At 55.6% G+C, this 24,402-nt stretch carries 32 protein-coding genes; 17 read left to right on the forward strand and 15 right to left on the reverse strand.

What is annotated here, in order from left to right:
- Positions 1 to 66: 66 nt before the first annotated feature.
- Entirely contained in the window at positions 67 to 1,032 is a 966-nt protein-coding gene (locus tag AACZ86_RS07840) for a bile acid:sodium symporter family protein (RefSeq protein WP_339691086.1), read from the reverse strand.
- 143 nt (positions 1,033 to 1,175) lie between these two features.
- On the opposite strand from AACZ86_RS07840, the gene typA reads away from it, so the two are divergent.
- Positions 1,176 to 2,993, forward strand: coding sequence for a translational GTPase TypA (typA, locus tag AACZ86_RS07845; protein WP_339691088.1), 1,818 nt, complete (start codon positions 1,176 to 1,178; stop codon positions 2,991 to 2,993).
- A 67-nt stretch (positions 2,994 to 3,060) separates the two neighbouring features.
- Here typA and AACZ86_RS07850 read toward each other — a convergent pair whose 3' ends face one another.
- A complete protein-coding gene (locus AACZ86_RS07850) occupies positions 3,061 to 3,897 on the reverse strand; it encodes an outer membrane beta-barrel protein (protein ID WP_339691090.1) in 837 nt (278 codons plus the stop codon).
- Positions 3,898 to 4,163: 266 nt separating this feature from the next.
- Between AACZ86_RS07850 and AACZ86_RS07855 the strand changes: the two genes are divergently transcribed.
- The 6 genes from AACZ86_RS07855 to AACZ86_RS07880 all read left to right on the forward strand — a co-directional run bounded on the left by AACZ86_RS07855 (position 4,164) and on the right by AACZ86_RS07880 (position 7,449).
- A complete protein-coding gene (locus tag AACZ86_RS07855) occupies positions 4,164 to 4,628 on the forward strand; it encodes a DUF805 domain-containing protein (protein ID WP_339691092.1) in 465 nt (154 codons plus the stop codon).
- A 94-nt stretch (positions 4,629 to 4,722) separates the two neighbouring features.
- Entirely contained in the window at positions 4,723 to 5,040 is a 318-nt protein-coding gene (locus AACZ86_RS07860) for a DUF3297 family protein (RefSeq protein ID WP_339691093.1), read from the forward strand.
- Between the two features lie 16 nt (positions 5,041 to 5,056).
- A complete protein-coding gene (locus AACZ86_RS07865) occupies positions 5,057 to 5,449 on the forward strand; it encodes a hypothetical protein (RefSeq protein WP_339691095.1) in 393 nt (130 codons plus the stop codon).
- The gene (locus tag AACZ86_RS07870; RefSeq protein ID WP_339691098.1) at positions 5,446 to 6,270 is read left to right on the forward strand and encodes an SDR family NAD(P)-dependent oxidoreductase; all 825 of its coding nucleotides are present in this window, start codon (positions 5,446 to 5,448) and stop codon (positions 6,268 to 6,270) included. The genes AACZ86_RS07865 and AACZ86_RS07870 overlap by 4 nt, the downstream gene beginning before the upstream one ends.
- Positions 6,270 to 7,046, forward strand: a complete 777-nt coding sequence (locus AACZ86_RS07875) for an enoyl-CoA hydratase (RefSeq protein WP_339691100.1) — start codon at positions 6,270 to 6,272, stop codon at positions 7,044 to 7,046. Before AACZ86_RS07870 ends, AACZ86_RS07875 begins: the two co-directional genes overlap by 1 nt.
- Position 7,047: 1 nt before the next feature.
- The gene (locus tag AACZ86_RS07880; RefSeq protein ID WP_339691102.1) at positions 7,048 to 7,449 is read left to right on the forward strand and encodes a VOC family protein; all 402 of its coding nucleotides are present in this window, start codon (positions 7,048 to 7,050) and stop codon (positions 7,447 to 7,449) included.
- On the opposite strand, the gene AACZ86_RS07885 is transcribed toward AACZ86_RS07880, so the two are convergent.
- Genes AACZ86_RS07885 through AACZ86_RS07900 form a run of 4 tightly spaced genes read right to left on the reverse strand, consistent with a single transcriptional unit; the run spans position 7,429 to position 10,478 of the window.
- On the reverse strand, positions 7,429 to 8,334 hold the full coding sequence (locus AACZ86_RS07885) for an alpha/beta hydrolase (RefSeq protein WP_339691104.1): 906 nt from the start codon (positions 8,332 to 8,334) through the stop codon (positions 7,429 to 7,431). The genes AACZ86_RS07880 and AACZ86_RS07885 overlap by 21 nt on opposite strands.
- 30 nt (positions 8,335 to 8,364) lie before the next feature.
- A complete protein-coding gene (locus AACZ86_RS07890) occupies positions 8,365 to 8,928 on the reverse strand; it encodes an aspartate-semialdehyde dehydrogenase (RefSeq protein ID WP_339691106.1) in 564 nt (187 codons plus the stop codon).
- Complete coding sequence (locus AACZ86_RS07895; protein ID WP_339691109.1) at positions 8,925 to 9,329, reverse strand: GFA family protein; 405 nt, start codon at positions 9,327 to 9,329, stop codon at positions 8,925 to 8,927. Before AACZ86_RS07895 ends, AACZ86_RS07890 begins: the two co-directional genes overlap by 4 nt.
- Positions 9,330 to 9,344: 15 nt before the next feature.
- Positions 9,345 to 10,478 (reverse strand): beta-ketoacyl-ACP synthase III, encoded by a 1,134-nt coding sequence (locus tag AACZ86_RS07900; protein ID WP_339691111.1) that lies wholly within the window; start codon positions 10,476 to 10,478, stop codon positions 9,345 to 9,347.
- 131 nt (positions 10,479 to 10,609) lie between these two features.
- Here AACZ86_RS07900 and ung point away from each other — a divergent pair, with 131 nt between their 5' ends.
- Positions 10,610 to 11,338: a uracil-DNA glycosylase gene (gene ung / locus AACZ86_RS07905; protein WP_339691113.1), complete on the forward strand. Its 729-nt coding sequence runs from the start codon at positions 10,610 to 10,612 to the stop codon at positions 11,336 to 11,338.
- Between the two features lie 13 nt (positions 11,339 to 11,351).
- On the opposite strand, the gene AACZ86_RS07910 is transcribed toward ung, so the two are convergent.
- Entirely contained in the window at positions 11,352 to 12,323 is a 972-nt protein-coding gene (locus AACZ86_RS07910; RefSeq protein WP_339691114.1) for an alpha/beta hydrolase, read from the reverse strand.
- Between the two features lie 58 nt (positions 12,324 to 12,381).
- Positions 12,382 to 12,927 (reverse strand): pseudouridine synthase, encoded by a 546-nt coding sequence (locus AACZ86_RS07915; RefSeq protein ID WP_339691117.1) that lies wholly within the window; start codon positions 12,925 to 12,927, stop codon positions 12,382 to 12,384.
- 128 nt (positions 12,928 to 13,055) lie between these two features.
- Here AACZ86_RS07915 and AACZ86_RS07920 point away from each other — a divergent pair, with 128 nt between their 5' ends.
- The gene (locus AACZ86_RS07920) at positions 13,056 to 14,204 is read left to right on the forward strand and encodes a cupin domain-containing protein (protein ID WP_339691119.1); all 1,149 of its coding nucleotides are present in this window, start codon (positions 13,056 to 13,058) and stop codon (positions 14,202 to 14,204) included.
- A 76-nt stretch (positions 14,205 to 14,280) separates the two neighbouring features.
- Here AACZ86_RS07920 and AACZ86_RS07925 read toward each other — a convergent pair whose 3' ends face one another.
- Entirely contained in the window at positions 14,281 to 14,487 is a 207-nt protein-coding gene (locus AACZ86_RS07925; RefSeq protein ID WP_067200226.1) for a cold-shock protein, read from the reverse strand.
- Between the two features lie 238 nt (positions 14,488 to 14,725).
- On the opposite strand from AACZ86_RS07925, the gene AACZ86_RS07930 reads away from it, so the two are divergent.
- The 6 genes from AACZ86_RS07930 (at position 14,726) to AACZ86_RS07955 (ending at position 20,081) form a co-directional block, all read left to right on the forward strand.
- A complete protein-coding gene (locus tag AACZ86_RS07930) occupies positions 14,726 to 15,367 on the forward strand; it encodes a hypothetical protein (RefSeq protein ID WP_339691129.1) in 642 nt (213 codons plus the stop codon).
- Between the two features lie 6 nt (positions 15,368 to 15,373).
- Complete coding sequence (locus tag AACZ86_RS07935; RefSeq protein WP_339691131.1) at positions 15,374 to 15,799, forward strand: ion channel; 426 nt, start codon at positions 15,374 to 15,376, stop codon at positions 15,797 to 15,799.
- Complete coding sequence (locus AACZ86_RS07940; RefSeq protein WP_339691133.1) at positions 15,800 to 16,237, forward strand: DoxX family protein; 438 nt, start codon at positions 15,800 to 15,802, stop codon at positions 16,235 to 16,237.
- A gap of 30 nt (positions 16,238 to 16,267) precedes the next feature.
- On the forward strand, positions 16,268 to 16,459 hold the full coding sequence (locus AACZ86_RS07945) for a hypothetical protein (RefSeq protein ID WP_339691136.1): 192 nt from the start codon (positions 16,268 to 16,270) through the stop codon (positions 16,457 to 16,459).
- Between the two features lie 361 nt (positions 16,460 to 16,820).
- The gene (locus AACZ86_RS07950) at positions 16,821 to 18,413 is read left to right on the forward strand and encodes an isocitrate lyase (RefSeq protein WP_339691138.1); all 1,593 of its coding nucleotides are present in this window, start codon (positions 16,821 to 16,823) and stop codon (positions 18,411 to 18,413) included.
- Between the two features lie 204 nt (positions 18,414 to 18,617).
- Positions 18,618 to 20,081, forward strand: coding sequence for a S41 family peptidase (locus AACZ86_RS07955; RefSeq protein WP_339691140.1), 1,464 nt, complete (start codon positions 18,618 to 18,620; stop codon positions 20,079 to 20,081).
- Here AACZ86_RS07955 and AACZ86_RS07960 read toward each other — a convergent pair.
- From AACZ86_RS07960 to AACZ86_RS07985, 6 genes are all read right to left on the reverse strand, one after another.
- A complete protein-coding gene (locus AACZ86_RS07960; protein ID WP_339691143.1) occupies positions 20,073 to 20,579 on the reverse strand; it encodes an N-acetyltransferase in 507 nt (168 codons plus the stop codon). The two genes, AACZ86_RS07955 and AACZ86_RS07960, sit on opposite strands and share 9 nt — an antisense overlap.
- On the reverse strand, positions 20,576 to 21,004 hold the full coding sequence (locus AACZ86_RS07965) for an anthrone oxygenase family protein (protein WP_339691145.1): 429 nt from the start codon (positions 21,002 to 21,004) through the stop codon (positions 20,576 to 20,578). The genes AACZ86_RS07960 and AACZ86_RS07965 overlap by 4 nt, the downstream gene beginning before the upstream one ends.
- A 71-nt stretch (positions 21,005 to 21,075) precedes the next feature.
- Positions 21,076 to 21,480 (reverse strand): DUF6632 domain-containing protein, encoded by a 405-nt coding sequence (locus tag AACZ86_RS07970; protein WP_339691148.1) that lies wholly within the window; start codon positions 21,478 to 21,480, stop codon positions 21,076 to 21,078.
- Between the two features lie 97 nt (positions 21,481 to 21,577).
- Positions 21,578 to 22,057 (reverse strand): hypothetical protein, encoded by a 480-nt coding sequence (locus AACZ86_RS07975; protein WP_339691151.1) that lies wholly within the window; start codon positions 22,055 to 22,057, stop codon positions 21,578 to 21,580.
- 210 nt (positions 22,058 to 22,267) lie between these two features.
- Complete coding sequence (locus AACZ86_RS07980; RefSeq protein WP_339691153.1) at positions 22,268 to 22,570, reverse strand: addiction module antidote protein; 303 nt, start codon at positions 22,568 to 22,570, stop codon at positions 22,268 to 22,270.
- Between the two features lie 44 nt (positions 22,571 to 22,614).
- Positions 22,615 to 22,869, reverse strand: a complete 255-nt coding sequence (locus AACZ86_RS07985; RefSeq protein ID WP_339691172.1) for a type II toxin-antitoxin system RelE/ParE family toxin — start codon at positions 22,867 to 22,869, stop codon at positions 22,615 to 22,617.
- Positions 22,870 to 23,140: 271 nt separating this feature from the next.
- Between AACZ86_RS07985 and AACZ86_RS07990 the strand changes: the two genes are divergently transcribed.
- Together AACZ86_RS07990 and AACZ86_RS07995 are read left to right on the forward strand one after the other, a co-directional pair.
- A complete protein-coding gene (locus AACZ86_RS07990) occupies positions 23,141 to 23,572 on the forward strand; it encodes a nuclear transport factor 2 family protein (protein WP_339691155.1) in 432 nt (143 codons plus the stop codon).
- Between the two features lie 84 nt (positions 23,573 to 23,656).
- A partial coding sequence (locus AACZ86_RS07995; RefSeq protein ID WP_339691156.1) for a hypothetical protein occupies positions 23,657 to 24,402 on the forward strand: 746 nt, incomplete at its 3' end.

The raw sequence follows: 24,402 nt of genomic DNA on the forward strand, positions 1-24,402 counted from the left end.
TTGTCGAAGTGTGCCTATTGTCTTGAGATGTCCTTCGACAGGCTCAGGACGAACGGATGATGTCCGCTAACCCTCATCCCCGGCCAGTCGCACCGCAATTGGTGCCGACAGGAACAATTGCGCCAGATGATAGAAAATCAGCGGCAATATCACTAGCCCAGCGCGCTCGGGTGCAAAAATGATCGCCGCCAGCGGAGCGCCAATCGCAACGCTTTTCTGCGCGCCGGAGAACAGCAACGTCTTGCGGTCGCCGCGGGCAAAACCCATCAGGCCGCCGAGCAACCAAGTCCCGCCAAAGGCCAGCCCCAGCCAAAGCAGCAAGGCAGCAGCCAGCCAGACAAATTCGGTGCCGCTGACCCGGCTCCACATTCCGGCGATAATCGCAGCGGAGAATGACACATAGACCGCCAGCGCAATCGCCCCCCGGTCGATCCAGCCTGTAATATCCTTGTGCGACATCACCCACGGCCGCAGCCATTTCTGGAAGGACTGGCCTAGAACAAATGGCAATAGCAATATCGCGGCAAGCTTGATGATTGTGTCGGACGTGATCTCAACTCCGGCTGCGCTTGCCAGCAGAGCGAAGAGTAGCGGCGATAAAAATACACCGACTAGGTTGATGAAGGCGCTGGCAACAACCGACGCTGCGACATTGCCTTTGGCGATCGCGCAATAGCTGGTCGCGGATTGCACCGTAGAGGGCAACACCCCCAGGAACAGAAATCCGAGCACTATGTCGGCAGGCAGAAGCTGATCGACCGCCTTCGACAATATTAGCCCGATCCCCAGCATCACGCCAAATACCCAGACGAATATCGTCCCCTGCAGGCGGATATTGCCGAGCCCTGCCTTCACTTCATGCCGCTCCAAACGGATGCCGTGAAGCAGAAATACCGCAAAAATCCCGGCGTTGAATAAAATCCCTGCAATATCTTTTACCAGACCCTGTACGGGCAGCAAAGTCGCCAACAGCACCGCTCCGCTGAGCAGCCAGATGAATTTATCGGTGAGGATGAGACGAAGGGTTTGCATGGTGTTAGCGCCAAATGGATCGCTAAGAACGATTTAGCAAGCTTTCTGATGTTGCGGTGCAGCACCAAACAGGCTAAGGGCGCGACGATAGCGGGGCTGTGCTTATGGCCGCCCCTTCCTCAATCATACGGTAGAATCTATATATGTCCCTTCGCAATATCGCAATCATTGCGCACGTTGATCACGGCAAAACAACTCTGGTTGACCAGCTTTTCCGCCAATCCGGCACTTTCCGCGACAATGAACGTGTCGAGGAACGGGCGATGGATTCGAACGATCTTGAAAAAGAACGCGGCATTACGATTCTCGCAAAATGCACCAGTGTCGAATGGAAAGGCACACGGATCAATATTGTCGATACCCCGGGCCATGCCGACTTTGGTGGCGAAGTGGAACGCATCCTGTCGATGGTCGACGGCGTGATCCTTCTGGTCGACAGTGCCGAAGGCGCGATGCCACAAACAAAATTCGTGACCGGCAAGGCATTGGCCCTTGGGTTGAAGCCGATTGTCGTCGTCAACAAGATTGACCGTCCCGACGGTCGCGCGGAAGAAGTCCTCGACGAAGTGTTCGACCTCTTCGTCAACCTTGACGCCAATGACGAGCAGCTAGATTTCCCGTCGCTCTTCGCCAGCGGTCGCAACGGTTATGCCGGTGAAACCCCGGACGTACGCGATGGCGACCTTTCGGCACTTTTCGACAAGATTATCGAACATGTGCCGGAGCCTGATGTCGATCCGGATGCCGAATTCAAGTTTCTCGTTACGTTGCTCGACCGCGACAATTTCGTTGGCCGCATTTTGACCGGCAAGGTCGAAAGCGGAAGAATCGACATCAACATGCCGATCCACGCAATCGATATGGATGGCAAGGTGGTTGAAGCCGGCCGCGCGACAAAGATCATGGCCTTTAACGGTCTCGAGCGCGTTCCCGTAGAAAGCGCCAAGGCGGGCGACATTATCTCTCTTGCCGGCCTTACAAAAGCGACTGTTTCCAACACGATTTGCGATATATCAGTCACCGAACCGATCGCAGCCCAACCGATCGATCCACCAACGCTGTCGATGCGTTTTGCGGTAAACGACAGTCCCGTCGCTGGTCGCGAAGGCGACAAGGTCACCAGCCGGGTGATCCGCGAACGCCTGTTCCGCGAAGCCGAATCCAATGTTGCGATCAAGGTAACCGAGAGCGACGACAAGGACAGCTTTGACGTCGCAGGTCGTGGCGAATTGCAATTGGGCGTTCTCATCGAAACGATGCGCCGCGAAGGCTTTGAACTTGGCATTTCGCGTCCCCGCGTTCTTTATCGCGAAGAAGGCGGCAAACGCGAGGAACCCTATGAAACCGTGGTTATCGACGTTGACGAGGAATATTCCAGCACGGTCGTTTCCAAGATGCAGCGCCGCAAAGCGGAACTGACCGAACAGCGCCCCTCCGGCGCCGGCAAGACCCGCCTGACCTTCTCCGCACCGTCACGCGGTTTGATCGGTTATCATGGTGAATTTCTGTCCGACACGCGCGGCACCGGCCTGATGAACCGTCTGTTCGAAAAATATGGCGAATATAAAGGCGTTATCGAAGGGCGCCCGGTTGGCGTTCTGGTTTCGAACGGCACCGGCAACACTGCTGCTTATGCCTTGAACATGCTCGAAGAACGCGGCGTATTGTTCATCGGCGCGCAAACGCCGGTTTACGAAGGCATGATCATCGGCGAAAATGCCAAGCCCGGCGATCTCGATGTCAATCCGATGAAATCCAAGGCGCTGACCAACTTCCGCGTTTCGGGCAAGGAAGACGCCATACGCCTGACCACACCGAAGGTGATGACGCTGGAACAGGCAATCGCCTATATCGACAATGATGAACTGGTCGAGGTCACGCCAAAGAACATCCGTCTGCGCAAACGCTATCTCGATCCGAACGATCGCAAGAAAGCTTCACGGCAGGCAGCGGCGGCTTAAAACAGCAGCAGTTAAAAAAAAAGGCGGCCGATGAGGCCGCCTTTTTCTTGTCCTGTTACGATTGCGATCAGAAGCGGAGTGCCGCTGTCAGCCGGATGCTGTGCTGATCGAAATTCGGATCGCTTCGTTTCATATCGGTTCCGCCGGAGGCCAAAAGAAACGGGTTTGTTGCGCCCGCAGTTCCCGGCCCGACATTCACTACATAGTCGTCGTCAGTATATTGGGTGTACAGATATTCGAGACCCATGGTGATGTTGTTGGTCACCTTGGCTTCTGCACCGCCGCCTGCAGTCCATCCGAAGCTTTCGGTTTTTCCGTTATCGGTAAAACTGTTGGCACCGTTGGTAGTGGTGAAACTATTGTCGATTTTGGCATAGGAGACACCGCCGGTTGCGTAAAACAGCACGCCACCTGGAGTGTAACCGACCCGACCACGAGCGCCGAGTGCATAGTCAAGCTGGCGTGTGAACGTATATGAGGCAGGCGTGGTACTGAACGCGGTCACGCTATCTGTGGACTCACTACGGCCGGCATCGACCAGAAAACCGACGACGAAATTGCCATATTGCTTGTCCGCTCCGGCCCGGATGTAATAATCCATATCATCCTTGTCATTCCGGCAGCCCGCAGTTGGCGCATTGCCGTTCGCAGCCCCGTTGCAGAAGCCCGGCGAGAATGCATCGGCACCGGATACGGTGCGGACAACATTATCAAAGCTGCCATCGCGGTCGGTATCAAATGTGACGCCTTCATCCCTGTCATTGGATTGCGCACCCAATCCGAACGAACCGCCGACATAGAAGCCGTCGAATTCCTTGTTATCAATTTCCTGAGCTTGCGCAGGAACAGCAATCATCGCTGTCAGCACTGTGGCCACGCTAAGTGCGCGTTTGGTGGGGGACATAATATACTCCTCTTTTTACTCTAACAATTAAGAGACCCATCAAGCGCGTGGCAGCGCGTTTGGTTCCATCGCGAAAAGGAATATGCGGCAGTGTGATATTAAAGACACGGGAGCCGGATTTGCGGCACTCGAATGCCGGATTTTCAACGATATAAATGCCCTCCTCGTCCAAACGGTTGCATCATATTCCTATCTCTTCGGACGCGACTTGATAATGTGGCTCATTCCCGTAAGCTCGGACCTGTTGCGGCCTTGGAGTAAAAGACATGGAATGGATGCTTTTGCCGCTGAAACGCTATGCGGATTTCTCCGGACGCTCACGGAGAAAGGAATATTGGATGTTCTTTCTGTTCCAGTTCCTCGTGAACATCGCTTTTTTCGCTCTGATGGTCATGGTTGCGATGATCGGACCTGACGAAATAGTTTCCGCCGGTGACACAATTCCGAAGATAGATGGAACAGACTATCTGATTCCGCTTCTTGTCATATTGGCATTGTGGGGCTTGTTCTGGCTCGGCATGCTGATCCCCAACGCGGCCGTCATAGTCAGGCGCTTTCACGACCAGAATATTTCCGGCATCGTGGGAATATTGCTATATGTCGGGACCCTGATCCTCACCCTGCCCGGCATCGTAATTTTGATCTTCATGTGCATCGAAGGCAAAAAGGGCGACAATCAATATGGCAGGGATCCCAAGATGGCGAGAAATGTTGGTGACGTCTTTCGCTAGCCGGTCTCATACCGACGCTCTCCTGACAACATCTGTTTGATTTTTGCGATGATTATGGCAAAGCGCCCCCAACATCAGAAAACGAGTATCGATCATGACCGAAGACAAACAATCCGAACCCGCCAACAGCGCCGCATCCGGCAAGGACGTTCCACCGGACCATCTGGCCATCAACCCGCGCAGCCCGCATTATGGCGGCGAGTTGCTCTCACGCGGCATCGGGATCAATTTTCGCGGTGATCGCAAGCATAATATCGAAGAATATAGCGTTTCCGAGGGCTGGGTTAAGGTTCAGGCGGGCAAGACCATGGATCGCAAGGGCAATCCCCTGCTGATCAAGCTCAACGGCGAGGTTGAAGCCTGGTTCGAAGACCTTGGTGACGATGCACCGAAGTTGAGCAAAAGCGCTTAAACAGCAGGAATAGCCCATGACACCGAAGCGCATACAGTTTTTCATTGCGCTGGTGTTCTTCCTGCTTGGCGGGTGGGCGACATTCTTCCCACAACATGTAATTGATACGGTGTTCCTCGCGGAATATCGCGATGGTGGGCGCCTGCTCCCCTTCTCAATCGCCTGTTTCGGCGCGCAGGCTTTGTTATCAGGGCTGTTCGCGGCCTTCTCGCGCTTCTCTTCGCTGACCTTTCTGGTCTACGGAATCGCCCTGCTGCCCTTTTTCGCCTTCAATTATTATTTCACCTTCCACGATCCGGTATTCACCAGCGTTGGCCTACTCGACGCAGTGGGCAATATTATCATGCTGGCATTATGTTATGTTGGCTGGAAGAAATCCAAAGCGATAGAACAGGGAGTCTTCTCATGACATTTGCCGATAAAACCGTCTGGATCACCGGGGCATCATCCGGAATTGGCGAAGCACTTGCAAAGGCCTTTGCCGAAGCGGGCGCCCACATAATCCTTTCCGGACGCCGGACCGATGCGCTGGAGCAGGTGGCTGCTGATATCGCGACCGACACGCTGATTCTCCCATTTGAAACGACCGATTACGCCGCTCTGCCCACAAAGGTCGAGGAAGCGCGGAGCTGGAAAGGCAAGGTCGACATTCTCGTCAACAATGCCGGGATCAGCCAGCGCAGTCTGGCGCTCGACACCCATCCCGAGGTCCACAGCACGATCATCAACGTTGACCTGCTGGCACCGATCTGGCTGACCCAGCTGTTGCTGCCGCACATGATCGCGGCGGGCGGCGGTCATATTGTCGGGATCAGCTCTGTAGCCGGGCGTGTCGGCGTGCCCCTGCGCACCGCCTATTGCGCCGCCAAGCATGGACTGATCGGCTATATGGATGCTCTGCGGGCCGAGGTCGAAAAACTGCACAATATCCACGTTACCAATATCCTGCCGGGATCGATCCGCACAAATGTATCGCGCAATGCGCTGACCAGAGAGGGCGAACGCCGCGGCAAGTCCGATGCCGCTATCGACAACGGCATGGAACCGGCTGAATGTGCGCGTCAGATTCTGGATGCTGTCGCCAATAATGTTCCAGAACTTCTCATCGCCGAAGGAATGGAACAACAAATCGCACTGTTGCGACAGAGTGACCCTGAACAGGCTTTCGCGATGACCGCGGCAATGGGCGCGCAGATCGCCGGGAAATATGAAGCGGGAGATGACGACTGATGACCTTGGTATTGCTGGACAAAGTAGATGGTGTCGCAACCATCACCCTCAACCGACCGGAGGCGATGAACGCGCTGTCCAAGGCATTGCGCGTGGAATTATGTGCCGCCTGTAAGGACGTGAGAAACGATAACAGCGTCCATGCTCTGATCGTTACCGGATCGGGAGAACGCGCGTTTACCGCTGGCCTTGATCTAAAGGAACTGGGCGAATCCGGCCTTGGTCCGGCCAATGATCGCGATGAGAGTAGCAATCCGGTTTTTGCTCTGACCGAAATGCCGATACCGGTGATCGGCGCGATCAACGGGGTTGCTATCACCGGTGGTTTCGAACTGGCGCTGGCGTGCGATATCCGTATCGCGTCGACTAACGCACGCTTCGCCGACACCCACGCGCGGGTCGGCATCACGCCAGGATGGGGCCTGTCGCAGAAACTGTCGCGTTTCATCGGTTTGTCCCGCGCCTGTGAACTTAGTTTCACCGGACAGTTTCTCGACGCTCAGACCGCTTGCGATTGGGGCCTCGTCAATCACGTCTATCAGCCGGACGAACTGATGCCGGCCGCATTGACTCTGGCACGCGACATGACGACCATCGACCGCAACTTCCTGAAGGTTTACAAGGATCTGATCATGACCGGCTTTGACCGCAACCTTAAGGACGGCATGGCTTATGAGCACGAAATATCGGTACCCTATAACGCCGGGGTCTCGATGGACGAAGTCGAGAACCGGCGGCTTGCCATCATCGAACGAGGCCGCAAGTTGAAGGGATAGAATGAAACTCAACGCACTCGATCATGTGAATATCATCACCGACGATCTGGAAGGGACCGTGCGCTTCTTTGTCGAGTTGTTCGATCTCGATGTGCGAGACGGCCCTGAACCACTGCCACCCGAACATGTCCAGTGGCTTCATGACGATAGTGGTCGCGCGATTTTTCATATCAATTCCAAAGAGATGCGGCAGGCCTATCGCCGTGAAACAGAGACCGGGCCGACGACCGGCGCGATCCATCATGTGGCTCTGGATTGCAGCGACCATCAGGCGTTCAGCGCTCGGCTCGAGGCCCACGGGGTCGACTATCGGCTCAACGACATCCCGTCGATCCAGCTGAAACAGCTGTTTTTCACCGAGCCCAATGGCGTACTTCTCGAACTAAACTTTCGGGGCGAGTAGGAATTCGACAATCTCGCCCAAAGCCGTTTTCGCTTCCGGAATGGGCAACAGCATCCAGACATGCTGCATGCGATCATAGATTTTCAGTTCAACCTCCGCGCCGTTTTCATCAGCTTTTCGTTTCAGCCGCAAAGAGTCCGCAAGCAACATTTCATCGCTTCCGGCAAAAACCAGCATCGGCGGCAATCGATCAACCGTCTCGAACAACGGGCTAGCGGGAAACATCGCCGGGTCTTCACCCTCGCGCATCCACCAGCTACCGAGGCGACGTACACCTTCAATAGAAATCAGAACGTCGGTCTTTTCCAGTTCTTCCTGCGCCGGATCAGCAGCAGTTTGATCCAGATAGGGACTGAGCAGCACCAGTTTGCCGGGCAAAGGCTTGTTCGCATTGCGCAGCATCTGCGACAGTCCAAGCGCAAAGCCGCCGCCCGCGCTGTCGCCCATTACCACTATATTCTCTGCACCGTGTCGGGAAACAGCCTGTTCAAATGCCTCCATCACCATGGCATAGCTTCTGTCCCACTTGTTTTCCGGCGATAGCGGGTAGATCGGGACCGTGACGCTTGCTCCGGTTTTGCGGACCAACTTTTTGATAAAATGCCAGTGAAGCGAAACTATGTTGAACGCATAGCCGCCGCCATGCAGATAGAATATATGCAGCGAACTGCCACTTTTCTTCGGGCCCAGATGATATAACGGCTGCCCGTTGATTTCGGATTTCTCTATATCGCAATGTTTGCGCAACCAGCGAACGGGCAATGCCGGACCGCGCGCATGATCTCGTGCAACATATTTCTCCGCGTTGCCGGGTTTGAGTAGATAGTTTTTCAATCCCGAAATGCGGATAATGAAAAACAGGAAGCGCGCCCGTAAACTGATCATATTATCCCCCGAAATCGTAACCTCAAATGGTTAGCGAAAAAAGCAGTTGGTGCCCGAATAGAGGCTCTCGACGGTCGCATTCTTGCTTTCGTCCGAGAGAAAGCCGGCGATAAATCCGTTTTCCCCGGAACCGGAAAAAAATTCGATACCGAGCGTACTGTCGGTTTGCATTTCTATCGGAAGAGCGGCTTCAAGATCGGAGCGGGTCGATCCGACGGTGATATCTTGAGCCGTACGTGCCAATTTCCCGTCACCATCGAAGAACCAGCCAACCAGCTGACCTTCCTGAAAATTGAGCGTCAGTCCAGTTGCTGAAGAGGAGACAAAATCCATCGGCCCGGCGCCGCATTCCTCATTGTTACTCTGGTCAACCCGACCGAAACGTTCCAGCATAGCGATCACTTCTGACTTTTTTGTGCCATAGGGAAGATCAAAGCCCTCCCCCTGAGCGATGCCATCCGCCTGAAGGATGACCGGTGAAGGCTGCGAGCTGGCTTCCGCTTCATCCGAATCGCCCTGCCCAGTGGAATCAACACAGCCGGCGAGCATCGTGAAGGTTATAATCGCCGCGGCTATTTTCTGCGTCATCATCATCCGGGATTGCCTTCCATCTGCGGGACTTTCGGATCAATCTCGACCCACGATTGTTTGCTGCCCGTCCAGAAATGGATTTGCGGATGCAGCACGCTTGTATCGTCCAGCGTTCCCGCTTTGATGTAAGTCATGCCAGGCTGGGTCGGCAGCGAAGTTTTCACTGGCGTACCACAGGTACCGCAGAAATGGCGATGGACGACATTGCCGCTCTCGGCATGATCGTCATAGGTGGTGAGGTCGCCGATGATCTCGATCTGTTCGTCTGCCACCGCGAAAAGTACGGAATAGGAACTGCCCGCTTGCCGCTGGCAGTTTTTGCAATGACAGACCCCGCACATCTGGAGGTCTCCCTCGATCGAGTAGCTTACCCCGCCGCATAGGCACTGGCCTGTCATCGTCATGTTACATCACCCTGATCACGCAACCTTGCGCACAAAAACCGTTCCCGCTGAATAGCCTGCGCCGAACGAACAGATCAGTCCGATGTCGCCGTCGGCCAGATCTTCACTGTGCTTGTGAAAGGCGATGATCGATCCGGCCGACGATGTATTTGCATATGTATCGAGGACAGTCGGGCTTTCGTCATCGCTGGCCTCATGACCGAGTACCCGCTGGGCGATCAGGCGGTTCATACCGGCATTGGCCTGATGCAGCCAGAGACGGCGCAGGGCGCTCGTTTCGATACCGAGCCGTTCGGTCTGCTCGGTGATCATCCTGGCAACCATCGGCACCACTTCCTTGAAAACCTTTCGCCCTTCCTGGACAAAAAGCTTGTCCTTGTCGTCGCGACTTTCCGGACTGGCGCGATTGAGGAAACCGAAATTGTTGCGGATATTGTTGGAAAACTGGGTTTTGAGTTTCGTGCCGACTATTTCCCAATGCTGCGCCGGAGCAATATCTTTGGACTCGATGAGGATTGCAGTAGCAACGTCGCCAAAGATGAAATGGCTGTCCCGATCTCGCCAGTTGAGATGGCCGGAACAGATTTCCGGATTGATCACCAGCACCGATTTAGCGCTCCCCGAACGGATATAGTCAGCCGCCGTCTGGATACCGAAAGTCGCGGAGGAACAGGCGACATTCATATCGAAACCGAAGCCATCCTCCATTCCCAGTGCGGCCTGTATTTCGACAGCGATCGCGGGATAGGCTCGCTGCATGTTCGAGCAGGCGCAGAGTACCGCATCAACATCTTCCGGCTTGCGCCCTACCCGCTCCAGCGCCTGCAGTGCTGCTTTCACGCCAATTTCGGCAAGAACCGAGATTTCCTCATTGGGCCGTTCCGGAAAGCGGGGACACATCACCTCCGGATCCAGGATCGGATCCTTGGACAGCACGAAGCGCGACTTGATGCCCGACGCTTTCTCGATAAACTCCACTGAACTGTGCGCCAATTCTTCCATTTCGCCCGCAGCGATAGCTTTCGCATTTTCACGATTGGCCATATCGACATAAGCGTTGAAACTGGCGACCAGCTCTTCATTGCTGATGCTATCTGTTGGCGTGAAAAGGCCGGTTGCAGAGATAACGGGAATATTGCGGTCGGTCATGGGAAGAGCTTTTCCTTCTGCGTTTGCGCTTTCTAATGGCGCTTGGACGCGATGGTAATCTCCCTAGGCGAAACTGGCAAGCGGGGTTGATCCTGCTTTGCCTATCGAGTGGGCATTGCTATCAGCATGATATGGATGACCGCGTGAAACTGGACGACAGCTGGAAAGAACCTCTCGCCGGAGAATTTGCCAGCGACTATATGACTGCCTTGAGTGAATTTCTGCTGCACCAAAAAGCCGCAGGAAAAGAAATTTACCCAAAGAGCGAGGAATATTATCGTGCGCTCAACCTCACTGCCCTCGACCAGGTACGCGTCGTAATCTTGGGGCAAGACCCCTATCACGGTCCCGGACAGGCCCACGGCCTGTGTTTCAGTGTGCAACCCGGCGTTCGCCCGCCCCCTTCGCTGGTCAATATCTACAAAGAGCTGGAAAGCGATCTCGGCCTGCCCCGCCCTGCCCACGGTTTTCTCGAACATTGGGCGCAGCAGGGCGTGCTGCTGCTTAACAGCGTATTGACCGTCGAAATGGCCAATGCGGCCTCCCACCGCGGCAAAGGCTGGGAGCAGTTTACCGACGCGGTCATACGCCTGATTGCCGCGAAGCCTGAACCTGTCGTGTTTTTGCTATGGGGAAGCTATGCGCAAAAAAAGGCAGCTTTCGTCAAAAGCATCGAACAGGGTGGGCATCATCTGGTGCTAAAAGCCCCTCACCCGTCGCCTCTGTCGGCCTATCACGGGTTTTTCGGATGCAAGCATTTCAGCAAGGCCAACGGTTTTCTCGAGCGGAATGGACTGGCCCCGATCGACTGGAGCCTTCCGGATATCAATCTGCCGATGAATGCTTACTGGAATGAATAGCAAGAAACCGGCGTCACTCCTCGCTCAACGCGACCGATTCTGTCGCTAATCCTTCAATCCACCCATCGATATCCCGAGCGACCTGCTCGGGCGTTTCCTCCATCGGAAGATGCCCGGCATCGGCATAAGTGATCAACTTGCTGCCAGGGATCGCTTCAGCGAAGGCACGTCCGTGGGCGAGAGGGATAACTTTGTCTTTCTCTCCCCAGAGCAGCAGCACCGGCATTTTTAACGTGCCAACATCTCCCCATTTTTCCGGTTGTCGTGGCGTCGTCGCTCGATCCACTGCCGCTTTGCGATTGCCGGGAAAGCGCAACAATTCCCAATAGCGGTCGACCAGTTCTTCGGTCAGCCGTTCAGGCTGTGCAAAATTTTCCTCCAGTGAGGATTTGACCAGAAAGCGCGGTGTGATTTCCGGTAGCAGCATTTGTCCGACCGCTGAGCGGGCCAGTCTGGCGCCCAGATAAGGCTGTCCCTTTTGCTGGACCTGCGCTCCAGCAGCGTCAATCATAACGAGTCCCAAGATACGCTCCGGTACCGATAAACCGGCACGCCAGGTCACCCAGCCGCCCATGCTGTTCCCTACCCAATAGGCTTTATCGACGCCCACTTTATCGAGCACCCGAACCGCCGCCGCTATATTGGAGTCAGCATCATAAGCGCCATTCGGATTGGGACCGGTCAGGCCATGTCCGTAAAGGTCGAGTGAAATCAGGTGATATTTGTCACCGAGCAGCCCCACCAGCGGCTCCCATGTCTGCAACAAGCTGTTCGAGCCGTGGATCAGGAGAAGCGCCGGACCGTCCTTGTTGCCTTCATCGCGATAGTGGACTTTGGTGCCATGGCCGTCGTCGACGAAGCGGGAAGCTTCGTTGCCATATTTGGCGATCATCTCTGCGCGATCGGTGTCGGGGGTCCGGAAAATGAAAAAAGCCGCCCCCAGCAAAACCAGCAGCAGCAGAATGATACGGATCGTTTTTTTCATATTTTAGCCCCTCTCTCGATCGTCTTGTCTATCGAAAATCCGGGCGAGCGCATACCGCCTATTCGTCGGCCCGCCATTGTCCGGGCTGCAAACCCTCAAGATTCCAGTCGCCAATGCTCCAGCGCACCAGTCGCAACGTGGGGTGACCGGCCGCCGCTGTCATTCGGCGTACCTGCCGGTTCCGGCCTTCACTGATGGTCAGTTTGAGCCAGCAATCGGGTATGCTCTTGCGCACCCGGATCGGAGGATCGCGCGGCCAAAGGTCCGGTTCTTCGAGACGTTCCACTTCAGCAGGCCGAGTCAAACCATCCTTCAATTCAACGCCTTTTTGCAACATGGCGAGACTTTCATCGCTGACCTCCCCCTCGACCTGCACAAGATAGGCTTTCGGCATTTTATATTTGGGGTCCGAAATCCGTGCCTGCAATTTACCATCGCCGGTAAGCATCATCAGTCCTTCGCTATCCCGATCAAGCCGGCCAGCCGGGTAAACGCCTGGCAGGTCGATATAGTCCGACAGAGTCGCACGCTTGGTTTCGCTCCCGCGATCGGTGAATTGCGGCAACACACCGAACGGTTTATTGAAGAGGATCAGTTTTGTCATATGCCTCTTTGGCAGCCCGAAGCAGAATGAGCAACGCAACAAAGCCGGAGCCGGCAAAGATGCGCGCTTACCAATAGTTTTTAGCGGTATCACTACCGTTCCAGCCCGAGATTGTGTAGCGGATACAGATGCAATTCAATAATTTCGATACCACCGCTTTCCTGCGCGATTACTGGCAGAAACGACCGCTGCTGATTAAAAATCCCTGGCAATCATGGCGCAATCCGCTGTCACCCGACGAGCTTGCCGGCCTGGCATGTGAGGATCATGTAGAGTCGCGGCTGATCACGCAATCGAGCGATGACTGGAACGCCGAACATGGCCCTTTGCCCGAGACCCGTTTTGGCGAGTTGGGCAAGTCTCCCTGGACCTTGCTGGTTCAGGCGGTCGATCAGCATGTGGCCGATGTGGCGGCGCTGATTGAGCCGTTTCGCTTCATCCCGAACTGGCGGATCGATGATGTTATGGTCAGCTTTGCCAGCGATGGCGGCGGAGTGGGTCCGCATTTTGATCATTATGATGTGTTCCTGATACAGGGCCTCGGCCGGCGCCGATGGCAAATCGGCGGCATGTGCGACGACCAAACTGCCCTGCGTTCGCACGAAGACTTGCTGTTGCTCGCCGAGTTTGAGACGGCGGAAGAATGGATTCTCGATCCCGGAGACATGCTCTATATCCCGCCCGGGATCGCCCACAACGGAGTGGCGGTTGGCAAGAATTGCATGACCTACAGCATCGGGTTTCGATCGCCATCGAGAAAGGAATTGATTGGCAGCTGGTGCGACGACCTGCTGCCAGAAATGACCGATGATGACCGCTATTGCGATCCGGATTTGGCGCACCAGTCAAATCCTGGAGAAATACCCGCCACCGCTATCGACCGGCTGCACGCCATGGTCACCGAGAAACTTGCCGATCGCAACGACTTTGCAAAATGGTTTGGTGAATATAGCAGCACGCCGAAATATCCGGAAACCGACTGGCGTCCCGAAGAACCGATCGAGACAGACCATCTGCGCGGCTTATTGAATGCCGACCATCCCCTGCTCCGCAATCCCGCCAGCCGCTTTTCCTTCATCCGTGAAAGTGCGGACAAGCTGTTGCTATTTGTCGACGGGGAATCTTTTCCATGTACCGGGGACGAGATCCCGTTGGCGGAGATGCTTTGCGCGCAAGACCAATTTGTTATCGATTCGGCATGGCTAGAATCGGATGAGATAGTGGTGCTACTCGCCGGACTGTATAATCGTGGCAGCCTTGCGTTCGACTGGAGCTAGGCGAGCAGCCTTTTTATGACAAAAAAAGGGCGGGAGTGCCGTGCACTCCCGCCCTTTCCCGTATTCGGTGTTAGGCTTAAGCCTGCTGCAAGTTTACAGCGGCTTTCTTGCCGTTATTTCCGGTTTCAACATCATATGTCAAACGCTGTTCTTTTTCGAGCGACTGCATTCCGGCAGCCTGAACTGCTGTGATGTGCACGAAGCTGTCATCGCCACCATCTTCAGGAGCGATGAAACCATAGCCCTTGTCGGTGTTGAAAAATTTTACGGTGCCTGTAGGCATAGTCTTATTCCTATTCATAACTTAATTATGCCCGATCTAGCAAAATGCAGAACCGGACGGGATTGGCCAACTTCGAGAAATGGGAAAAAGAGTATGCGACCTTAGGGGTTGCGAAACCATGATTTCGTCGTAACGCGATTTATTAGCTTTCGTGCCTATAGCATCCTATTACATAATAAGCAATCAGATGAATTTCGATGGTTTCACGGCCCGCAGAAATTGTGTAGCAATAGCTTCCATGAACAAATCAATTCTGGCCTGCACAGCAGCAATTCTTCTCTGTATCCCGCTCGCATCCTGCGATTCATCGCCGGACGGGCCGCCGGAACCATCTCCGCAGGACCTGTTTTTCGAACGAATGAGTCTGCTCTGTGGCAAGGCATATGCCGGGATATTGGTATCCGAGCAAGAACCCGACGCCGATATGGTAGGCAAGCCGATGATCATGCATGCGGCGTCCTGCGATCTGAACGAGATCCAGATCCCTTTCCATATCGCCGAGGGTCCTAAAACATGGGACCGTTCGCGGACATGGTTTATCACCCGCACTGAACAGGGATTGCGCCTGAAGCACCGCCACCGGCATGAAGACGGCAGTCTCGACGATGTTACCAACTATGGCGGAGATACCGCCAGCGACGGCACAGCGGACCGGCAGGAATTCCCGGTGGACGCCGAATCGATCGCTTCGTTCAAGGCCAATGGGCTCGATCAGTCGGTAAAAAATGTCTGGGCCGTCGAAATCAGCCCGCCGGGCCAGACCGATGCCAAATTCGCATACGAGCTTCGCCGTCCGGAAACCGTCGACGGGCGCCATTTCAGGGTCGAATTTGACCTGTCTTCCCCTGTTCCCGTTCCGCCGGCACCGTGGGGAAGCTAGCACCACATGTTCGCTGAACTGGCCGTCGGCGGATTCATGGTTCTGTTGACCGTGCTTATCCACGGCGTCGGCATCTTCGGCCTCGGGCGTTTTCTCCGGATAGAAGCACGCGAAGAGGCAGCCGAGCATATTCATCCAATGTCGCCGCACGGGATTGTCGTTACCCTTGCCTTGGTATTCGGTCTTTTCATACTCCATGGCATCGAAATCTGGGCATATGCAATCGTCTACCGGATAGTGGATGCCATTCCCACTTTCGAACAAGCCATTTATTTTTCCACCATCACCTATTCGACCACTGGCTATAATAGTGAAGGCCTGGACGTCAAATGGCAGATGATTGCCGCTGTAGAAGGTCTCAATGGGTTTATTCTGCTGGGCTGGTCCACGGCTTTCTTCGTCACTGTGGTCGCCCGGATGGGCCGCCGATAAGTGGTACAAGCCAATCGAAAAAGTGGGCGGGCGAAGCGCTTTTTCCGGATCCTGCTGGCACTGATCTACCTGTTCGCGGGAATCATGCATATCCGCTCCCCCGTCGGATTTCTCCAGATAACCCCGGATTGGGTACCCTATCCCGAACAGGTCATCCTGTGGACCGGGATCGCGGAAATCGCAGGCGCGATCGGGCTACTGATCCCGCCCCGCATGATCCCGCACATTCGCCATGCAGCAGGCATCGGCCTCGCACTGTACGCGCTGTGCGTCTATCCGGCGAACATCAACCATGCGGTGAACAATATCGCAATCGGCGGGGAGACAGCGAGCTGGCTCTACCACGCCCCACGCCTTGCGTTTCAGCCGATATTTATCTGGTGGGCACTAATAGCCGGCGACGTTATCAACTGGCCCTTTCGATCAAAGCAGCCGTAGGCCTGCCCAAAGGCCGGTATTTATGCTATCATGACTTTTGCTATTTTGCGGACAGTGAAGGAGCATATCATGGAACGGCATGGCGATCAGATCGAAGTTACCGAGCGTGAGGCAAGCAACATACCGCGAGCGACTCATAATGTCAGGATTGTTCTGGCAGCCTCTTTGCTGCTTGCGATTGTTGTGATGTCATTGGCATGGATTATACCGGCACTGAGCTAAACCTCGCTGAGCGCTCGAAGAATCGTCCAGAGTGAAGACGGCGAATATATCAGCATGTGGAACCGATAGCGTTTATCGCGCTGGGGAATGCCTGTAATATATGGCCGCATGATCTTGATATCGTCCAAGCGGCTAAGCGCGAACATTGGCTACAATTACAGATACAGTTGTTCATTCACTTGAACATGTAAATAAATTTACATATTTACATAAAAACGTCCGGTTTTTCAGACATCACGACTCATAATATGACAATAGTTTCTGGCGTATTCCCATATAATCAGCCAAATGTCTTCTTAGACGCTGAAAATATTTTTACAGCATAATGTATAACCGCCTCCCCAGTTTAAGGAAGAATATCATGTCCTATCAAGATTTCAAAAGTTCCGCCAACAACCTGATCAACAACCAGAACGGCACATGGACCGGCATTGATGCCGAATCCGTTGCCCGTATGCAGTTGCAAAACCGGTTCAAGACCGGCCTCGACATTGCCAAATATACTGCGGCGATCATGCGCGAAGATATGGCGGCCTATGATGCCGACAGTTCCAAATATACCCAGTCTCTGGGTTGCTGGCACGGTTTCATCGCGCAGCAGAAGATGATTTCGATCAAGAAGCATTTCGGCAGCACCAAACGCCGTTACCTGTATCTGTCCGGCTGGATGGTCGCAGCATTGCGCAGCGAGTTCGGTCCTCTGCCCGACCAGTCGATGCACGAAAAAACTTCGGTGCCAGCGCTGATCGAAGAACTTTACACCTTCTTGCGTCAAGCAGATGCTCGTGAGTTGAACCTGTTGTTCCGCGACATTGATGCGGCGCGCGACGCCGGTGACAGCGCAGCTGAAAAAGCGGCCATGGACAAGGTCGAGAATTTCCAGACCCATGTTGTTCCGATCATCGCCGACATCGATGCCGGTTTCGGTAACGCCGAAGCAACCTATTTGCTCGCCAAGAAAATGATCGAAGCGGGCGCCTGTGCTTTGCAGATCGAAAATCAGGTTTCCGACGAAAAGCAATGCGGTCACCAGGACGGCAAGGTTACCGTGCCACATGAAGATTTCATCGCGAAAATCCGTGCCTGCCGCTATGCCTTCCTCGAACTGGGCGTAACCGACGGCATCATCGTCACCCGCACCGACTCGCTCGGCGCTGGCCTGACCAAGCAGATTGCGGTTTCCAACGAACCCGGCGATCTCGGCGACCAGTATAACAGCTTCCTCGATTGCGAAGAAATTGATCCGGCCACCGCGAAGAACGGCGACGTCATCATCAACCGCGATGGCAAGCTGATGCGTCCGAAACGTCTGCCATCCAACCTGTTCCAGTTCAAACCAGGCACCGGCGAAGACCGCTGCGTTCTCGACAGCATCACATCGCTGCAAAACGGCGCCGATCTGCTCTGGATCGAGACCGAAAAACCTCACGTCGAGCAGATTGCCGGCATGATGGACCGGGTGCGCGAAGTCGTTCCGAATGCGAAGCTGGTTTACAACAATTCGCCTTCGTTCAACTGGACGCTGAACTTCCGCCAGCAGGTCTATGATGCAATGAAGGCCGAAGGACTGGACGTGTCGGAATATGACCGCGACGATCTGATGGACGCGAAATATGATGACACCGAACTGGGCGAAGCGGCTGACAAGCGTATCCGCACTTTCCAGGCCGATGGATCGAAACGCGCTGGTATCTTCCATCACCTGATCACTTTGCCGACCTATCACACAGCCGCTCTGTCGACCGATAATCTGGCCAAGGAATATTTCGGCGACGCTGGCATGCTGGGCTACGTTCTCGGCGTGCAGCGCAAGGAAATCCGCGAAGGTATCGCTTGTGTCAAACACCAGAATATGTCGGGCAGCGACATTGGTGATGACCACAAGGAATATTTCGCTGGTGACGCAGCGCTGAAAGCCGGTGGTGCGCACAACACGATGAACCAGTTCGGTTAAATCACTCAGAGATCAGGTGTCCCTCTGACCCCTCGGCGGGCACCTGATCCAACAAGTTTTCCTGGGGAGGAAAAAACTATCCGTCGGCAGCAATGTCGGCGGATTTTTTCTGTGTGGACAATTGTCGCCAAGGCAATCAGGGTTGCGCCTGTCGGGTTCTGATTGTCGGACCCGATTTTCGTCCAGTCTGGCGAAGGGGGCAGCATGGCATTGCGGAAATCCGGTTCGATATTGGCTCTGGCAGCACTGCTCTCCTCCTGTGGAGGTGGCGGTGGTAGCAGCAACACGGTCAGTCTGCCTTCGGGGGGTGGCGGGTCCACACCGACACCAACGCCGGGCAGCACGACCTGCTCCCTGCAAAACCGTCAGAACTGGGCGTTTGACCAGATCAACGAATGGTATCTCTTCCCCGAGACCCTGCCCGCCAGCCTGAGCCCGGCGCCTTATGGCTCCGTGCAAAGCTATATCGACGCCCTTACCGCCACCGCGCGCGGTCAGGGACGGGACCGCTATTTCACCTATATCACCTCGATCGCCGAGGAGGATGCCTTCTACGCTTCCGGCGCGACCGCCGGTTTCGGCATCCGCCTGAGCTACGACAGCCCGTCGTCCCGTGTCTTCGTTCTCGACGCCTATGAAGGCGCGCCTGCCCTCGCCGCCGGACTGGATCGCGGCACCGAGCTACTGGCGATCGGCACCAGCAGCGCCAATCTGCAGACCGTCACCGCGCTCTTTGCCCAGGGCGGCGCTGCGGCGGTCAGCGACGCGCTCGGGCCGTCGACAGCGGGCACCAGCCGGGTGCTGCGCTTCCGCAACGCAGCGGGCGTCGAGACCACGACCACGGTCAGCAAGGCCGACTATGACATCCAGCCGGTCTCGCCGCGCTATGGCGTGCAGATCATCGACAATGGCGGAACCATGACCGGCTATGTCAACCTGCGCACCTTCATCGACAGCGCCGAGCCGCAGTTGCGTGCCGCGTTCCTGCAGTTCCGCAACGCCGGCGTGACCGAGCTGGTCATCGACCTGCGATATAACGGCGGCGGACTGGTACGCACCGCCCAGCTGTTCGCCGATCTGCTCGGCCGCGACCGTTTTACCAACCAGGTCCAGGGCGTTACCCGCTTCCGCACCAGCAAGGCGGCGAACAACGAGACCCGCAATTTCCAGACCCAGGCCCAGTCGATCGCCCCGACCCGCATCGCCTTCATCACCACCGGCGGCTCGGCTTCGGCCAGCGAGCTGGTGATCAACGCGATGATCCCCTATCACGACGCCAATATGGCGCTGGTCGGCAGCAACACCTACGGTAAGCCGGTCGGCCAGATCGGCCTCGACCGCAGCGCCTGCGACGACCGGATCCGGATCATCGCCTTTGCCACCGAGAATGCCGACGGCAATGCCAATTATTTCAGTGGTCTGGCCAGCTCTCTTACCAATAGCTGTCAGGCCGCCGACGATATCACCCTGCCGCTCGGCGATCCCGCCGAAGCGTCGATGGCCCGCGCCCTCGGCTTTCTCTCCGGCGCAGCCTGCACCCCGATCAGCAGCGCGGGAGCCGGTACGATTGCCGGACAGCGCGAAGCCGCGTCCCTGACCCTGCCCCGCGAGCTGCTGATGCCGGCGCAACCGACCCCGGCCCAGCGCGAGCTTCCCGGATCATTCTGATCCGTAGAAGAGCGGATGGAAGGCGACCACGCTGTCTGGCCTGGCCACCTGCAAGGGCAATATCTGATAATAAGCGGCGGGCTCGCCATCGGGGCAGAGATCGGGAAACAGACGGAAGCCGAAGCGGCTGTAATAGGCGGGGTCGCCGGTCAGCACGCAGCCTGCGGCGTTACGTTCGCGCAGCATGGCGATGCCCGCTTCGATCAGCTGGCTGCCGATATGCTGCCCCTGCAAATCCGGCTCCACGGCCACCGGGCCGAGCGTGTACCAGCCCGGCGAGCCGTCAGCGGCAAAGGCTTTGGTAAAAGTCACCTGCCCCACCACGACCCCGTCCCGCTCGGCCACCAGAGAGATGGCCAGCGCCCCGGCATCGCGGAACCGCTCGATCAGATCCTGCTCGTCGCCGCCGGCATATTCCATCGGCGCAAAGGCGCGTTTGGTGATGTCGTGGATCTCGCCCTGATCGGCGGGCCGTTCGGGGCGGATGACAATGGTCATCGTACGGCAATCGCACTGATCAGCAGCACCAGCGAGGCGGTGCAGCTCAGCGTCCGGACGTGGTTCCACGGCAGCCAGCGCTGCATATAGCGGCGCCACATCGGCCCGGCGTCCGGCCCGGCGGCGTCCGTCGCCTCCAGCGCATTGTTGAGCGGGACATTGGCGGCCGCCGTCACCACCAGCATCCCGACCAGATAGAGCGCCCCGCCGGTCACCATCTGCCATGCGCCCGGCGAGCCCCACTGCATCACTCCGAAGACCGCGAGCAACAGGCAGGCGAGACTGCTAGCGAAGAATAAAGGCAGGAACAGGGATTTCAGGATGATCCGGTTGATCGACTGCATCGCCGCCATGCCGACCGGTCGCCCCGCCGCGTCGAGCGCCTGCAGCACGAAGGCCGAGAAGGTGAAATAAACCCCTGCCATGATGCCGACCGAAATGGCGGCGAACCAGAGCGTCGCGGTAATCACTTCCTGCAAAAACCTGCCTCCTGCTATTATCCCTTGCTCTGGATCACCAGATCGTCCGTGTCAGCCTTTGGCATCAGCAGGGTCAGCACCACCGCGACCAGCAACAGCGCCGGAACGTCGCCGAGCATATGGCCGATATGTTCCGCATCCTGCATCGACTGCACCGCCATGATCGCGGCGTGGACCAGGCTCGACCAGATGGTGAACCAGATCAGCGAGCGATGGGCCGCGGGATTGGCGGCGGCGCGGATCAGGAATATGCCGAGCGTCGCGTAAACCCCGACGATCATCATATAATATTGCGAAGCGGCGGGCGGCCCTTCGTGCCATTTCCAGCCTGCCGGCCAGACCAGCGCCAGCGGATAGACAAGACAGAATATCACTCCGAACAAAACCAGGGCGACTTGCAAAAAGCTGTAGCGTCCAATCATGATTTTTCTCCCGTAGCGACCCGCGAGTGCGTCAATGATTACGCCTGTTGCACCGCGATGGCAAATTACGCGGCGAACTTTACACAAACACGCGGTTTTATTTTCTGTAATCTTTGCTCTCCGCCTCCAGATCTTCCTCCGGCGGAATCAGCCGGTCAAGCCGTCCGAGTACCGTCAGAAGCGCAGAATTGTCGGGTTTTCTGATCGTTCCGACATAGCGCCCGCCGCGCAATATCGGCTGGTAGCGGCCCTGCCTGATCCGCTGGAAAAGCGTCTCTAGTGTAATCTTTGGCTTCCGGCTTCCCGGCACGCCCAATATCGCGTCCCAGGCAGCGACAAATTCCTCCGCGCCGGGTTTGCGGCGCAGCTGGTAGGCGCTGTCACGGCTCATCCCGAGCCGCTCTGCGGCGCGCTTGATGCAGCGGGTTTCGGCGAGCAGCCCGAGGAATTCCGCCTGCCGGACCGGCGTCCACCCGTCTTTCCGCGCGCGCAGCGGCACCGGCGTGAAAGCCGGGACACGCGAAACAGCGCGCTGCTGGACAATATGGCTGCGGGGGTCGGGGCGGGAGTCGGTCATGGGCGGGATTAGGGCATATTGGGGGCGGTGTAGGAAAGCGGTTTTTTGGTGGGGGGCCTTGTGATCTGAACCGCCTTTTCGTCATCCTGAATTTATTTCAGGACCCCTCCAGATTGCGCGCTTGCCGGACGGGGTCCTGAAACAAGTTCAGGATGACGAGTGATGGTTACAAAATGAGGAGTGATGGTGGCTCAGGATGACGAGGTTTTTCTAAGCAGCCTTCGCGTCACTTTCCTTTACCGCAAGCTGCAAATTCATCGCGCCGAGCACGCCGAGCAGAGTCTCCAGGGTCGGATTGCCATCCTCGCTAAGCGAACGATAGAGCGCCTGCCGTTTCACACCCGATTTCTCGGCGATCATGGTCATGCCTTCGCTGCGGGCGACAACGCCGAGTGCATTGGCGATATAGCCCGCATCGCCACTTTCCAGCGCATCGTTGAGCAATTCGATAACATGGCCTGGCTCTGTAATATATTTCGCCGCATCAAAGGGCGTGGTTTGCAATTTGGTCATTTATATATGTCCTGTGTTGCCAAAACAGGGATTAAGTCCCTGCTTCAAATCTGTTTCGCCATCTCCTTGGCTTTTTCTATCGCCTTTGCCTGTCCCTTCTTGTCGCTGCCGTAGAGCAGGAAAACCACCGTCTGGCCCCGCATTGTATAATATAAGCGATAACCCGGCCCATATGGAATCCGCAGCTCGCTCACACCGTCGCCAAGTGATTTCCAGTCACCCAGCAATCCGGCCCCTACCCGAACCAATCGCACTGCGATTTTGGCCTTCGCCATTGGGTCGCGCAGCCTGTCTAGCAGCCCTCAAATTCGACCGATTGTTCGATCCGATACATTGTCACTTATATATGACTATTTTGAAAAATGTCAAGCTGAACGTCGCTTGGATGTGGCGCCATCTCCTTCGTCATCCTGAATTTATTTCAGGACCCCGCAAGGCAAGCGCGCAATCGAGGGAGGTCCTGAAACGAGTTCAGGATGACGAGTGCTCCGCCCCCGCCCCCACAAATCCAATTGCATTCCCCTCGCCGCTGCGCGAAACCCTCCCAAACAAAAAACGGGAGAGAGAAAAATGACCGACCTGGAACAATCGCGGCTGAAGGTCGTACGCGATCATATGGCGCTGGAGATCACCCATGAATGGGATGCGGTGATCGATACGTTTCAGCATCCGCGCTATGAATTATACGGCAATGGCACGATATTCGACGGCGAGGAAGCGGTGCGCAAATATTTCGCGATGTCGCGCACGCCCTTTCCCGACCAGGCCAATGAAGTGATCGCGATCGGCGCGGCGGGCGAGCATGTCGTGCTGGTCGAATTCTGGCTCACCGGCACCCATCTCGGCCCGCTGACCATCGGCGAGCGGGTGATCGAGCCAACCGGCAAAGCCTTTCGGGTGCGGATGGCCGCGAGCTTTGAATTTGCGCCGGGGACGGACCGGATTGTGTGCGAGCGGGCTTATTTTAGTGATGCGATGATTGCGCGGGAGTTGGGGTTGTGAGGAGATCGGCGGAATCGGTGAACTTTCATCGAAGGCGCAAAAAACAATTCATCATGTTTATAAATATGTACTATACACCACGAAATGATGGAACCAAGTGACAAAGCAAAAGTAAGAGCTGAACGGTTGGCACGATATAGCTTCAGCGTTGCAATACGTCCTGACAACTCCAGCGCTAAGCCAATTATTTCCGCAATGAAACAAGCCCGCACCAATGATTCAAAATTGCGCAAAGAAATCAGTAAATCGAGCCAGAAGGCCGTACACATTGCGGAAGCTAACAGAATGAACGGGCCGGGAATCTACGTAGATCAATATCTCAGAAATTTCTTGGCTGAATACAACAATAGAATTTTTCATGGTGAGGGTATAAACCAACCAAGTTCCTTCAATATACTTGGTGCCTTTGTCGAACCTGACGAAGAATGTCTCGTCCTAAATTTACTTAGTGAAAACCACTTTAGTGTAAACTTCAATTTTGTTCTCGACTACTTAACCCTTCCCGAAACAAATCATAAATACGATGACCTAATAAAAGACCTTAACGAGTTCGAAATTTACGAATGTCATATTCTCGGTGGATACTCAAGCTTGGAGATCGCCGATTCTATGGAACTAAAGTTCTTTGGATTTGCTTGCGTGCGGGAGGCCGATGAGCTGTCAATTATGGCGTTGCTCGGGAAAAAGGTTGAAAATTTAGAAAAAGAGCAAATCCAAGATAAACCTCAGATATTCCCTGGAAAGGAATCTTTTCTTTCTGACGCCCCGTATGATGTGAGTGATATCGAAATTGTTGCAGGTGAGGGCATCGTTCCAATAATCGCATTAAG

Origin of the sequence: uncultured Parasphingorhabdus sp. (assembly GCF_963975735.1) — a bacterium.
Lineage (GTDB): Bacteria > Pseudomonadota > Alphaproteobacteria > Sphingomonadales > Sphingomonadaceae > Parasphingorhabdus.

Excerpts from the sequence above, each read along its gene's own strand:
- AACZ86_RS07840 (WP_339691086.1), bottom strand. The coding sequence starts at position 1,032 with ATGCAAACCCTTCGTCTCATCCTCACCGATAAATTCATCTGGCTGCTC.
- typA (WP_339691088.1), top strand. The coding sequence starts at position 1,176 with ATGTCCCTTCGCAATATCGCAATCATTGCGCACGTTGATCACGGCAAA.
- AACZ86_RS07850 (WP_339691090.1), bottom strand. The coding sequence starts at position 3,897 with ATGTCCCCCACCAAACGCGCACTTAGCGTGGCCACAGTGCTGACAGCG.
- AACZ86_RS07855 (WP_339691092.1), top strand. The coding sequence starts at position 4,164 with ATGGAATGGATGCTTTTGCCGCTGAAACGCTATGCGGATTTCTCCGGA.
- AACZ86_RS07860 (WP_339691093.1), top strand. The coding sequence starts at position 4,723 with ATGACCGAAGACAAACAATCCGAACCCGCCAACAGCGCCGCATCCGGC.
- AACZ86_RS07865 (WP_339691095.1), top strand. The coding sequence starts at position 5,057 with ATGACACCGAAGCGCATACAGTTTTTCATTGCGCTGGTGTTCTTCCTG.
- AACZ86_RS07870 (WP_339691098.1), top strand. The coding sequence starts at position 5,446 with ATGACATTTGCCGATAAAACCGTCTGGATCACCGGGGCATCATCCGGA.
- AACZ86_RS07875 (WP_339691100.1), top strand. The coding sequence starts at position 6,270 with ATGACCTTGGTATTGCTGGACAAAGTAGATGGTGTCGCAACCATCACC.
- AACZ86_RS07880 (WP_339691102.1), top strand. The coding sequence starts at position 7,048 with ATGAAACTCAACGCACTCGATCATGTGAATATCATCACCGACGATCTG.
- AACZ86_RS07885 (WP_339691104.1), bottom strand. The coding sequence starts at position 8,334 with ATGATCAGTTTACGGGCGCGCTTCCTGTTTTTCATTATCCGCATTTCG.
- AACZ86_RS07890 (WP_339691106.1), bottom strand. The coding sequence starts at position 8,928 with ATGATGATGACGCAGAAAATAGCCGCGGCGATTATAACCTTCACGATG.
- AACZ86_RS07895 (WP_339691109.1), bottom strand. The coding sequence starts at position 9,329 with ATGACGATGACAGGCCAGTGCCTATGCGGCGGGGTAAGCTACTCGATC.
- AACZ86_RS07900 (WP_339691111.1), bottom strand. The coding sequence starts at position 10,478 with ATGACCGACCGCAATATTCCCGTTATCTCTGCAACCGGCCTTTTCACG.
- ung (WP_339691113.1), top strand. The coding sequence starts at position 10,610 with ATGGATGACCGCGTGAAACTGGACGACAGCTGGAAAGAACCTCTCGCC.
- AACZ86_RS07910 (WP_339691114.1), bottom strand. The coding sequence starts at position 12,323 with ATGAAAAAAACGATCCGTATCATTCTGCTGCTGCTGGTTTTGCTGGGG.
- AACZ86_RS07915 (WP_339691117.1), bottom strand. The coding sequence starts at position 12,927 with ATGACAAAACTGATCCTCTTCAATAAACCGTTCGGTGTGTTGCCGCAA.
- AACZ86_RS07920 (WP_339691119.1), top strand. The coding sequence starts at position 13,056 with ATGCAATTCAATAATTTCGATACCACCGCTTTCCTGCGCGATTACTGG.
- AACZ86_RS07925 (WP_067200226.1), bottom strand. The coding sequence starts at position 14,487 with ATGCCTACAGGCACCGTAAAATTTTTCAACACCGACAAGGGCTATGGT.
- AACZ86_RS07930 (WP_339691129.1), top strand. The coding sequence starts at position 14,726 with ATGAACAAATCAATTCTGGCCTGCACAGCAGCAATTCTTCTCTGTATC.
- AACZ86_RS07935 (WP_339691131.1), top strand. The coding sequence starts at position 15,374 with ATGTTCGCTGAACTGGCCGTCGGCGGATTCATGGTTCTGTTGACCGTG.
- AACZ86_RS07945 (WP_339691136.1), top strand. The coding sequence starts at position 16,268 with ATGACTTTTGCTATTTTGCGGACAGTGAAGGAGCATATCATGGAACGG.
- AACZ86_RS07950 (WP_339691138.1), top strand. The coding sequence starts at position 16,821 with ATGTCCTATCAAGATTTCAAAAGTTCCGCCAACAACCTGATCAACAAC.
- AACZ86_RS07955 (WP_339691140.1), top strand. The coding sequence starts at position 18,618 with ATGGCATTGCGGAAATCCGGTTCGATATTGGCTCTGGCAGCACTGCTC.
- AACZ86_RS07960 (WP_339691143.1), bottom strand. The coding sequence starts at position 20,579 with ATGACCATTGTCATCCGCCCCGAACGGCCCGCCGATCAGGGCGAGATC.
- AACZ86_RS07965 (WP_339691145.1), bottom strand. The coding sequence starts at position 21,004 with ATGGCAGGGGTTTATTTCACCTTCTCGGCCTTCGTGCTGCAGGCGCTC.
- AACZ86_RS07970 (WP_339691148.1), bottom strand. The coding sequence starts at position 21,480 with ATGATTGGACGCTACAGCTTTTTGCAAGTCGCCCTGGTTTTGTTCGGA.
- AACZ86_RS07975 (WP_339691151.1), bottom strand. The coding sequence starts at position 22,057 with ATGACCGACTCCCGCCCCGACCCCCGCAGCCATATTGTCCAGCAGCGC.
- AACZ86_RS07980 (WP_339691153.1), bottom strand. The coding sequence starts at position 22,570 with ATGACCAAATTGCAAACCACGCCCTTTGATGCGGCGAAATATATTACA.
- AACZ86_RS07990 (WP_339691155.1), top strand. The coding sequence starts at position 23,141 with ATGACCGACCTGGAACAATCGCGGCTGAAGGTCGTACGCGATCATATG.